The sequence below is a fragment of the Bacteroides reticulotermitis JCM 10512 genome (assembly GCF_000517545.1).
GTDB lineage: Bacteria > Bacteroidota > Bacteroidia > Bacteroidales > Bacteroidaceae > Bacteroides > Bacteroides reticulotermitis.
This window is the reverse complement of record NZ_BAIV01000001.1, coordinates 193,487-205,390: the sequence shown is the minus strand read 5'-3', so window position 1 is coordinate 205,390 and position 11,904 is coordinate 193,487. Positions and strand designations below refer to the sequence as shown.

Genomic DNA, 11,904 nt, shown 5'->3' with positions numbered 1-11,904 from the left:
TTCCTCTCTTTGAGAGGGTAACGATCACGGATGTGGCTGCCGAAGGAAAAGCCATTGCAAAAGTAAACGACCTGGTGATTTTTGTTCCCTATGTAGTACCAGGTGATGTTGTAGACTTACAAATCAGACGTAAAAAGAACAAATATGCTGAAGGCGAAGTAGTGAAGTTTCACGAATTATCGCCTGTACGCGCTGTACCTTTCTGCCAACATTACGGAGTTTGCGGAGGATGCAAATGGCAGGTTCTTCCCTATCAAGAGCAGATTAAATACAAGCAGAAGCAAGTAGAAGATAATTTGAAACGCATCGGCAAGATTGATCTACCGGAGATTTCTCCTATCTTAGGCTCCGACCGCACAGAGTTTTACAGGAATAAACTGGAGTTCACTTTTTCCAATAAACGGTGGCTCACCGCAGAAGAAGTTCGACAGGATGTCAAATACGACCAAATGAATGCCGTAGGTTTCCATATTCCGGGAGCATTTGACAAAGTACTGGCTATTGAAAAATGCTGGTTGCAGAACGATATATCGAACCGCATCCGCAATGCAGTACGTGACTACGCATACGAACACGACTATTCTTTCATCAACCTACGCTCGCAAGAAGGTATGCTTCGGAATATGATTGTCCGTACGTCCTCTACCGGTGAGCTAATGGTGATTCTGATCTGCAAGATCACCGAAGATCATGAAATGGACCTGTTCCGACAAATATTGCAATTCATAGCTGACTCATTTCCCGAAATTACATCGCTTCTATACATTATTAATAATAAATGTAACGATACGATTAATGATTTGGATGTGCATGTATTCCGCGGCAACGATCATATCTTTGAAGAAATGGAAGGCTTGCGTTTTAAAATAGGACCGAAATCGTTCTATCAAACAAACTCCGAACAAGCCTACAACTTATATAAGATCACGCGCCAGTTCGCAGGCTTGACAGGCAATGAGTTGGTTTACGATCTTTATACAGGTACAGGAACAATAGCCAATTTTGTCTCGCGGCAAGCACGCCAAGTAATCGGTATTGAATATGTACCCGAAGCGATTGAAGATGCGAAAGTAAACGCAGAAGTCAATGGCATAGAGAATGCATTGTTTTATGCCGGCGATATGAAAGATATACTAACACAAGACTTCATCAACGAACATGGTCGTCCGGATGTGATAATCACTGACCCACCTCGTGCGGGAATGCATCAAGATGTAGTCGATGTAATTCTCTTTGCCGAACCGAAGCGTATTGTATACGTAAGCTGCAACCCTGCCACGCAAGCCCGAGACTTGCAGTTGCTTGATGACAAATATAAAGTTGCAGCGGTGCAACCAGTCGACATGTTCCCACACACGCATCATGTAGAAAATGTGGTGTTGCTGGAGATTCGACCAAACACTGAAAATTAAAAAGAATGAAATCAGAGAAAAGACCAAGAAAAACACGTGCCGAAAAAGCTCGTGCTCAATATACCAATTATCTGGTTAAAGAACCGATGGAACTGATGGAGTTTCTGGCTGCCAAAATGCCGGATGCCAGCCGTACGAAATTGAAAGCGCTCTTAAGCAAACGAGTAGTGCTGGTAGACAATGTGATTACGACTCAGTTCAACTTCCCTCTACAAACGGGAATGAAAGTACAAATAAGCAAGAATAAAGGAAAGAAGGACTTCACTAACAGGCTATTAAAAATAGTCTACGAGGACTCCTATATTATTGTTATCGATAAAATGCAAGGCCTATTGTCTGTCAGCACAGAACACCAGAAAGAGCGCACAGCCTATATGATTCTAAATGAATACGTACAGCGCTCGGGACGACAGTATCAGGTTTACATCGTACACCGCCTGGACAGAGATACGTCGGGTTTGATGATGTTTGCTAAAACCGAGAAAGCACAGCGTGTACTGCGTGATAACTGGCATGAGATCGTGACCGATCGACGTTATGTTGCCGTAGTAGAAGGAGATGTAGAGAAAGATCGAGACACGGTAGTATCTTGGCTAACAGATAAAACACTCTATGTCAGCTCAAGCGAATACGACGATGGTGGCTCCAAATCGGTTACTCACTATAAAACAATCAAGCGGGCCAACGGTTACTCGCTATTGGAACTCGATTTGGAAACAGGCCGCAAAAACCAGATACGTGTACATATGCAGACACTGGGGCATCCGATAGTAGGTGACGGCAGATATGCAGGTGAAAACTATACGAATCCGATTGGCCGTCTAGCCCTTCACGCTTTCAAACTCTGCTTCCATCATCCGGTAACAGGTGATCTAATGGAGTTTGAAACGCCTTATCCGGGAGAGTTCAAAAAGTTGTTTTTAAAGAGATAAGAAACACCTAACAAACTTATAAAATCCTTCTGTTTTCAAACTAACAGAGGGACTTTATCTTTTGTGCAACAATGTCGATTCGAAAACAAGCAGTAAGGGCTACCTCATTGAGGTAGCCCTTACTGCATTAGTATATTACTTGTTATTGCATTCTCAATTCAACATAAGCAAAGTACACTCCATCAAGAAATAAATCGCCCTGTAAATAACGCCCCCTTACGCGAACATTTCTTATTTCACGCAAAGCGAAATTACTACCGTAATCTAAATACAATGTACCATAATCTACTCGCCAACGAAAGGGTAAATCTCCAGCAGGGGCACCATCATAATCGTAAATTTGGTAGTCTATTCCCAACTCATTATTATCCATTCGAATAGCACTTTCTATCGGATCTCTATCAGTACCAAAACCTAAATCACCGATCCAAGTACGTCCCATGATGTCATGATAGATATCTTCATCATCATCACACGAAGTAAACCCCACAAGCAAAGTCAGCATCAGTAGGATGCCTCCGTATTTTTTTAACATTTTCATAATTTCTTAGTATGTTACATTTATTTTTGCAAAAATAGTGTTTTTATATTACTATACCCAGTATGCCACAAGTTTTTTTGTATCTTTGTACTCTAATATTAATTTCAACATGAAAATTCTTTGGCTTGATTTAAACAGTTCGTACGCCCATTCTTCTCTGGCATTGCCTGCGTTACATGCTCAGATAATGGATGACACAACCATCGAGTGGGACATTGTGTCGACAACCATCAACGAAAACACCGGCATGGTGGTCAACCAAATTTACCATCGCCAGCCCGACATCATCGCTGCTACTAATTGGCTATTCAGTCATGAGCAACTGCTACATATCATTTCACGCGCTAAAGCCTTACTCCCTGAGTGCTGCGTCATACTTGGCGGACCAGAGTTTCTAGGCAATAACGAATCGTTCTTAAGAAAGAACAAATTTGTGAGCGGAGTGTTTCGGGGAGAAGGCGAAAAAGTTTTTCCACAATGGTTAAAAGTTTGGAATAACCCAACGGAAAGCTGGCAACAAATTACAGGCCTCTGCTATTTAGACGAGGCAGAACACTACTGTGACAATGGTATTGCCCGTGTTTTGGAATTCGACCGCCTTGTACCGCCTGAAAAAAGCAAGTTCTTCAATTGGAGCAAACCCTTCGTACAATTAGAAACTACACGAGGATGTTTCAATACCTGTGCTTTCTGTGTCAGCGGAGGAGAAAAGCCCGTACGGACTCTTTCGATAAAAGCTATTCGTGAACGGTTGAAGCGTATTCATAGCCAAGGCATTAAAAATGTACGGATACTCGATCGTACTTTTAACTACAACAATAAACGTGCTAAAGAGTTACTCGACCTATTCTGCGAATATTCTCCGGACATTTGCTTCCATCTTGAAATTCATCCGGCCCTACTGTCTGAAGAGTTGAAAGAAGAACTGACTATATTACCCAAAGGGCTACTACACCTTGAAGCAGGGATTCAAAGCCTGCGCGAACCAGTACTTGAACAAAGTAAACGGATGGGAAAACTAGCTGATGCATTGGATGGTTTGGAATTCCTCTGCTCGTTAGACAACATGGAAACACATGCCGACCTGATAGCCGGACTTCCTCTCTACCATCTGAAAGAGATTTTTGAAGATGTTCGTACATTAGCCGAATACGGAGCGGGAGAGATTCAGTTGGAGTCACTGAAGTTGCTTCCTGGTACCGATATGCGAAGAAGAGCCGCCGAACTAGGCATACAATACTCCCCTCTTCCACCTTATGAAGTATTGCAAACTCGGGAGATCAACGTGGAAGAATTACAAACCGCTCACCATCTATCGCGCTTGCTCGATGGTTTCTACAATGCTCCAACCTGGCGCGTCCTTACTCAAAACCTAATCGTAGAGAATCCCCGGTTCCTTCATGATCTACTGCAACATCTTGTTGAAACAGATGTGATTGACAATCCGCTGAGTCTTGAGAAGCGAGGATTGATTCTTTATGATTTCTGTAAACATCATTACCCTGCCTATCTGACACAAGTCTCTATTGCGTGGATAGAAGCCGGTATGTCACTCAAAAAGATGCCGGCAGAGAAAGTTAGGACCAAAAGAGTAACTCCCCCTGCCACATGGAAGGTGATCTACGGGACCTATCGCGAGAATTTACGTTTATGCTTCCTACCCATAATTGGAGATGATTTCGGCTACTGGTTTGGCTTCGATTCGGAAATACAAAAGATGGAACCCGTTTTCAAAGCTTTGAGTATCAAATAATACCTGCGACTGCGAACTACGATTTTGGCAACAGGTAGTAGAGCACTGCCGGACTGACACCATATTTGACCAATCAGCCTTCTTCTACAAAGCTTTTCAGGTCGCATATTGCCTTACTCTTCAGTAAATGAGTAGCCGGGCATAATCAGCTCGGGTTATGCAGGGAAAGGTTCTCAGATGTTCTTTCAAAAGGTCCTTTCTCTGCTCCATACACGTATCTTTAGAAACCATAACCGGTTTATCAACACCTTGCTAAGACATACTACGCATTCTTTTACGTAAACTTCCACTGATGCGCAGATCGACATTATTAAAATGTACAGAGCCTGCATGTTTTTTTTCTTCTGAACCGAATGACTGGTCACAGTAGCTAGTAGGTACCCCAAATCTTCTAATTGCACAATATACCCTCATGCATAAACTCAACATCTGCATCTGTGATACAAGCCATTATCGCATTAGCCTACGTGTGATTAAAACCCGAGATTTGTTCCACTCGTTTATAAAGTTTCTTTTTGCTTATGTATCCTCCAGTCACATGCCTTCCGCGATTCTTTTCCTCCTGTTCTTGGTTATCAATACCATACACGTTGTATAAATCATACTTTGCCATGTTTTGTTTAGGTTATAATGATTAGGCTAAAGTAAGATCGATTGCCCGTGTAGGAACGATTGACTTCACGCGTGAAGTCAATCGTATTCTAGTGTAAAGATAAAAAAGTTTTAGAAAGTAAGAAAGCATATTTTCCATTTTATTCCCTACCTTTGCAAGACGATAAAAAACATCTTATAGCAATGAAGAATTTTATTAAAGGATTCCGGTTTACTCCTTCCAATTATCCGGCCCAAGTAGAACAAAAAATACAAAAATACAGAAAACAAGGATATAAACTCCCCCTACGCAAAGTTCTACGCACGCCTGAACAACTAGAGGGAATCCGCGAAAGTGCTAAAATAAACACAGCACTCCTCGACTATGTTTCAGAGTATGTTCGCGAAGGTATGTCTACCGAGGAAATAGATAAACTGGTATACGACTTCACAATTGCTCACGGAGCTATTCCCGCTCCGCTCAACTTCGAAGGCTTTCCAAAAAGTGTATGTACAAGTATCAACGACGTAGTATGCCACGGCATACCCTCTAAAACTGAGATTCTGCAAAACGGAGATATTCTTAATGTAGATGTTTCGACTATTTACAAAGGATATTTTTCAGATGCATCACGCATGTTTATGGTTGGTGAAGTCCGCCCTGAAATGCAAAAGTTGGTACAAGTAGCCAAAGAATGTATGGAGCTAGGTATTGCAGCCGCTCAACCCTGGAAGCAATTGGGTGACGTGGGTGCTGCTATTCAAGAGCATGCCGAAAAGAACGGATTCAGCGTTGTGCGCGATCTATGCGGGCATGGTGTGGGCGTGGAGTTTCACGAAGCACCGGATGTGGAGCATTTTGGGCAGCGAGGTACGGGAATGATGATCGTACCTGGAATGACATTTACCATCGAGCCGATGATCAATATGGGAACTTACGACGTGTTTATCGATGAGAATGACGGATGGACAGTATGTACAGATGATGGGCTACCTTCCGCACAGTGGGAAAATATGATCCTGATTACCGAAACCGGAAATGAGATTCTGACATATTAATGGAGCTACTGTTACTTATCGTCATAATTGTACTGCTGATAGTACTGATTGTTCTTTCACTAACGAAGAACAATCAACAGGCTCAATCAGAGCAGTTACAAACGGCCCTGAGAAAGCAGATGCAAGAAAATCGCGAAGAGTTGAATCGCAGCATTCGCGAACTCCGAATGGAGATCACACAAACACTCGGACAAAACATACAGCAGTTGCAAGATGCCTTGCATAAGAATATGATGACTTCGGGCGAACTACAAAAAGAGAAGTTCGACACGATGGCACGTCAGCAAGAAGCATTAATGAAATCAACCGAAAAGCGACTGGACGACATGCGACAGATGGTAGAAGAAAAACTACAAAAGACGCTAAATGAACGCATCGGACAATCGTTTGAAATCGTTCGCTCGCAGCTCGAAAACGTACAGAAGGGACTGGGTGAGATGAAGTCACTGGCTCAAGATGTGGGAGGGCTAAAGAAGGTACTAAGCAATGTCAAAATGCGAGGAACTTTCGGTGAAGTACAGCTTGGCGCTTTACTAGAGCAAATGATGAGTCCGGAACAGTATGACGCCAATGTAAAGACTAAGAAGAGTGGAACCGAATTTGTCGAGTTCGCCATCAAACTACCCGGCAAAGATGATAGCAACAGTACGGTCTATCTACCGATTGATGCAAAGTTCCCCAAAGATATATACGAGCAGTATTACGATGCCTTCGAAGCAGGAGATACCGCTCTGATTGAGTCGTCCGGCAAGCAACTGGAAGCAACTATTAAAAAGATGGCTAAGGATATTCACGAGAAGTATGTAGATCCACCTTATACAACAGACTTCGCTATCATGTTTCTTCCCTTCGAAAGCATATACGCCGAAGTAATCCGCCGCACCAGTCTTGTGGAAACCTTACAGCGTGAATACAAAATTGTTGTGACCGGCCCTACAACACTAGGTGCTATCCTAAATAGCCTACAGATGGGATTCCGTACCCTAGCCATTCAGAAACGCACCGGAGAAGTGTGGACTATCCTAGGAGCTGTAAAAACAGAATTTGGTAAATTCGGAGGTTTGCTCGAGAAAGTACAGAAGAATCTGCAAAGCGCAGGTGATCAATTGGAGGAGGTTATGGGCAAGCGCACTCGTGCTATCGAACGTAAACTCCGACAGGTCGAACGATTGCCGCAAGAAGAAAGCCGTAAGATTCTGCCACTAGATGATGAAGACGAGGATAATGCGTTACTATAAAAAAGAAGGCACTTCTACTCTCATTATTTTCTTTTCATTTTTTTCATAGTTTCGTAAGATTGGATCGATTAACGACAGAAAGCAGATTAAAACCAGAACAATTATTTCGCAAGGGCCAAGTATTCATTAGATTATGAATACTTGGTCTTATATTTATGCAACTTTTTCATTGATAGCAGGAAATTACAAATAAGAACAGGTATAATAACTAATTGTGTATATATCTTATCTAAAGAGAATCATTAGAGCAGCATACGCTTATATATTAATTGAGCCTATATCTAACTGATGAACTCCGTTATTATATCAATTCATGCCACTCTTCATATCTAAATATATGAGTTTTATTTCTTCATGAACTTCATAGCAAATAAAAAAGAAATAGTGCTACCTAGCCAAAACCTAAAAACAAAAAGAAAGTGCACTGCACTATTACATTTATCTCAGCAGAAAAAAAATGTAATCAAATCAAGACAAATAAGTATCCCTAAAATGAAAACAGATTAAATAACATAAGAATAATAATACAATTTATTAATATATTTATTCATTTGCATTACAGTCTTTTTTTAACCAATGATGGAATCAAAATGCAAGCCAATAAAACCAATGTGAAGTATGGACTTTTAAAAATTTCTGGAACATACTCATAAAAGAACAAAGAGGAAACAATCTTCATAAAAAGAATAATATACAATATATTGAGGGTGTATTGTATATACCTACCACTGTTTATCAAAAATTTCATCTAATTCATTAATGGATTTAATATTAAACTATTTTCTTTTCGTATTTAATCAACTTTGAGTCCCACTTCTTGCGAGGCAAATGCACTAATTCACAGGATTCTTTAAAACACTAAAAGTAATCCGTTTTTGCGAATTTAATAAATTATATTCGTTTTCACGAATGCCCTTATTAAACTATTTAGTTAAGTTTACATTTTCGATATTACCCTAGTGTCTAGGTAATCGTATTGATTGTCGAATCGTTTTATTTAAATGGTTTTTCTGTTTCGAAGCGCCATTCGCAAAACAATATAGCCTAATATCCCCGATAGAACCGTACCGCTTAGCACTCCTAGTTTAGCTTGATTAAGTAGTTCAGGGTATGCACTACCAAAAGAGAGATTGGCTACAAATAAAGAAACCGTAAAGCCAACTCCTCCTAAAAGAGATACACCAGCCACACTTTTCCAATTCATTCCTTGAGGCAAGGATACAATGCCCGACTTTACCGTTATCCATGTAAAGGAATAAATTCCCACGAATTTGCCAAGTAGCAGCCCTAAAGCCACAGCAATGCTAACATTGCCAACAAGCTCTCCCTCACCACTGAATACGACTCCAGCATTTACAAAAGCAAACAGTGGAAGAATCAAGAAGTTAACCATCCCGTGTAAGTTATCCTCCAACGATTGCAACGGGCTAATCACACGATCAGAAGCCGACTCAACCATTTTCAGAGTGGCTATTTGCTCGTTAGTAAGTACAGTATGACCCTTTTTTGCTGCTTTAATCACGGGAAAACCAGCAATCGTCTCACGAATATATTCAACGTATTTAGCAACATCAAGACGAGGTCTGGCAGGAGTTACAAAAGCCAGAATAACCCCTGATATAGTACTGTGAATACCTGATTGCAGGAATAGGTACCAGATCACTCCACCAAAAACGAAAAAGAATATTTTATTCGTAGCTCCATAGCGTCCGATAAAGAAGAGAATCAGGTAGAGCAAAGCGGCTACAAGTAAATAACCGTAAGATACATGAGAACTGTAATAAATGGCAATAACCAGAATTCCTCCAATATCATCTACAACTGCAAAAGCTACCAAAAAGACTTTCAAACTAAGAGGTACCCGACTTCCCAGCAAGCTAAGAACTCCCAAAGAAAACGCTATATCTGTAGCCATCGGAATAGCCAAGCCCTGTCCTTCAATAGAACCGGGTTCGCAGACCAATAAATAAACCATCACAGGAATAACCATACCACCAAAAGCTGCAATAATAGGCAGAAGAGCTTTACGGAACGATGACAGTTCACCTACCAATAATTCTCTTTTTATCTCCAAACCGACAGAGAAGAAAAAGATCGCCATCAGTCCGTCATTAATAAATTCGAGCATAGTCATATTATGCCCTCCATGGGAAAGTAGATTGAAGCTACCTATCCGTAGTTGCAATTCGTTCGATAGGAACTCTTGATAAATGGGAGCATACGATGAATTAGCGATAATAGCCGCTGCAATAGCAGCCACGAACAAAAGTACACTGGCAGTCACACGGAGTGACAGTACGCGTCTCATCATTGCATGAATAAATGTCATATCTAGTTCAATATTTAGCAGGCAGAGATGCCCGGGTTAAAAAATGGCTCACCATCCCGGTGAGAGGACAAATTCCTTTCAGAGTAAAAACACGAACAACAAAGTAAAGTTTGCTATCCTATTAAATTAGTTATCGTTAAGCGTTTGTCTGAAGACTCCAGATCAATGATTGTGACTAACGCATTGATGTATTAAAAAGACCGTAAGGTAAATTGGAAAGAATATCCAGCATTCACTTACGGTCTTAAATACCATTAATCGAGCTTGAGTACAGCGAGGAAAGCTTTTTGAGGAACTTCCACGTTACCAATCTGCTTCATTCTCTTCTTTCCTTTCTTTTGCTTTTCGAGCAGCTTACGTTTACGGCTCACGTCACCACCATAACACTTTGCGGTAACATCTTTGCGCAATGCTTTGATAGTTTCACGGGATATAATTTTCGATCCGATAGCAGCCTGAATAGCTATATCAAACTGTTGACGCGGAATCAATTCCTTCAATTTTTCGCACATACGGCGCCCCATATCATAAGCGTTGTCAAAGTGAGTCAAGGTTGATAAAGCATCTACCGGCTCGCCATTGAGAAGAATATCCAACTTAATCAATTTCGAAGTCCGGAAACCATCCATCTGATAATCAAATGAGGCGTATCCTTTCGATATACTCTTCAACTTATCATAGAAGTCAATCACGATTTCACCCAATGGCATATTGTAATGGAGTTCTACCCGGCTGCCTGATATATATTCCTGTTTGATAAGTTCACCACGTTTACCCAGACAAAGAGTCATGATCGGACCGATATAATCAGTCGTTGTAATGATGGATGACTTAATGTAAGGTTCTTCAATATGTTCAATCAAAGTAGGATCGGGCATTCCCCCGGGATTGTGCACTTCCTTCACGTGACCTTGCTTATCATAAATCAGATAAGATACGTTAGGTACGGTAGTGATTACGTTCATATCGAATTCGCGATCCAGACGCTCTTGTACGATCTCCATATGAAGCAGGCCAAGGAAACCACAACGGAAACCGAAACCGAGTGCTAAAGACGATTCCGGTTGGAATGTCAATGACGCATCGTTCAACTGAAGTTTTTCAAGCGAAGCACGCAGATCTTCGAAATCTTCAGCATCAATGGGATAAACCCCAGCAAATACCATCGGCTTTACTTCTTCAAAACCAGAGATCGCCTTATCACAAGGGCGGGAGATATGAGTAATCGTATCACCTACTTTTACTTCCTTAGAGGTTTTAATACCCGAAATAATATAGCCAACATCACCCGTGCTCAGTTCTTTACGAGGGAGCAAGTCCATTTTCAACACCCCAATTTCATCGGCATCGTATTCTTTTCCGGTATTGAAGAACTTCACTTTATCACCGCTCCGAATCACTCCGTTCTCTATTTTAAAGTAAGCGATAATTCCACGAAAAGAGTTGAATACCGAGTCAAAGATCAAAGCCTGCAACGGTGCGTCATCACTTCCTTTCGGAGCTGGTACGCGCTCGATTACCGCAGACAATATTTCTTCAATCCCCATACCCGTTTTACCGGATGCGCGGATTATTTCTTCGCGTTTAGAACCCAACAGTTCGACAATTTCATCCTCAACTTCTTCAGGCATAGCACTAGCCATATCGCATTTATTGATAATCGGAATAATTTCCAGATCGTGTTCAATAGCCATATAGAGATTCGAAATAGTCTGTGCCTGTACTCCTTGAGAAGCATCTACAATCAGCAATGCACCTTCGCAAGCTGCAATGGAGCGTGAAACCTCATAAGAAAAGTCCACGTGTCCCGGAGTGTCAATCAGGTTCAGAATGAATTTCTCACCCTTATAGGTATATTCCATTTGGATAGCATGGCTCTTAATGGTTATACCTCTCTCCTTCTCCAAATCCATATTATCGAGCATCTGTCCTTTAGTTACCTGAACAGTTTGAGTAAACTCTAACAGGCGGTCGGCCAAAGTCGATTTACCATGGTCAATGTGAGCAATGATGCAAAAGTTACGTATATTCTTCATGTAAATACAATTA

At 41.2% G+C, this 11,904-nt stretch carries 8 protein-coding genes; 5 read left to right on the top strand and 3 right to left on the bottom strand.

Features of this window, described 5'->3' with window-relative positions; genetic code table 11:
- The first annotated feature begins 32 nt into the window (after nt 1-32).
- Both rlmD and JCM10512_RS00705 read left to right on the top strand, forming a co-directional pair.
- Nucleotides 33-1,412: a 23S rRNA (uracil(1939)-C(5))-methyltransferase RlmD gene (rlmD, locus tag JCM10512_RS00710; RefSeq protein ID WP_044159415.1), complete on the top strand. Its 1,380-nt coding sequence runs from the start codon at nt 33-35 to the stop codon at nt 1,410-1,412.
- A 5-nt stretch (nt 1,413-1,417) separates the two neighbouring features.
- Nucleotides 1,418-2,344, top strand: coding sequence for an RluA family pseudouridine synthase (locus tag JCM10512_RS00705; RefSeq protein ID WP_044159414.1), 927 nt, complete (start codon nt 1,418-1,420; stop codon nt 2,342-2,344).
- 142 nt (nt 2,345-2,486) lie between these two features.
- Here JCM10512_RS00705 and JCM10512_RS00700 read toward each other — a convergent pair whose 3' ends face one another.
- Nucleotides 2,487-2,885: a hypothetical protein gene (locus tag JCM10512_RS00700; RefSeq protein ID WP_044159410.1), complete on the bottom strand. Its 399-nt coding sequence runs from the start codon at nt 2,883-2,885 to the stop codon at nt 2,487-2,489.
- Nucleotides 2,886-2,994: 109 nt separating this feature from the next.
- On the opposite strand from JCM10512_RS00700, the gene JCM10512_RS00695 reads away from it, so the two are divergent.
- The 3 genes from JCM10512_RS00695 to JCM10512_RS00685 all read left to right on the top strand — a co-directional run bounded on the left by JCM10512_RS00695 (nt 2,995) and on the right by JCM10512_RS00685 (nt 7,526).
- Nucleotides 2,995-4,638 carry a B12-binding domain-containing radical SAM protein gene (locus JCM10512_RS00695; RefSeq protein ID WP_044159571.1) on the top strand — a complete coding sequence of 548 codons (1,644 nt, stop codon included), beginning with the start codon at nt 2,995-2,997 and terminating at the stop codon, nt 4,636-4,638.
- Nucleotides 4,639-5,433: 795 nt separating this feature from the next.
- Nucleotides 5,434-6,288 (top strand): type I methionyl aminopeptidase, encoded by an 855-nt coding sequence (map, locus tag JCM10512_RS00690; RefSeq protein ID WP_044159408.1) that lies wholly within the window; start codon nt 5,434-5,436, stop codon nt 6,286-6,288.
- A complete protein-coding gene (locus tag JCM10512_RS00685; protein ID WP_044159405.1) occupies nt 6,288-7,526 on the top strand; it encodes a DNA recombination protein RmuC in 1,239 nt (412 codons plus the stop codon). The genes map and JCM10512_RS00685 overlap by 1 nt, the downstream gene beginning before the upstream one ends.
- Before the next feature lie 997 nt (nt 7,527-8,523).
- Here JCM10512_RS00685 and nhaA read toward each other — a convergent pair.
- Nucleotides 8,524-9,855 carry a Na+/H+ antiporter NhaA gene (gene nhaA, locus JCM10512_RS00680; protein WP_044159403.1) on the bottom strand — a complete coding sequence of 444 codons (1,332 nt, stop codon included), beginning with the start codon at nt 9,853-9,855 and terminating at the stop codon, nt 8,524-8,526.
- Nucleotides 9,856-10,109: 254 nt separating this feature from the next.
- On the bottom strand, nt 10,110-11,891 hold the full coding sequence (lepA, locus tag JCM10512_RS00675; protein ID WP_044159400.1) for a translation elongation factor 4: 1,782 nt from the start codon (nt 11,889-11,891) through the stop codon (nt 10,110-10,112).
- Between the last annotated feature and the right edge of the window lie 13 nt (nt 11,892-11,904).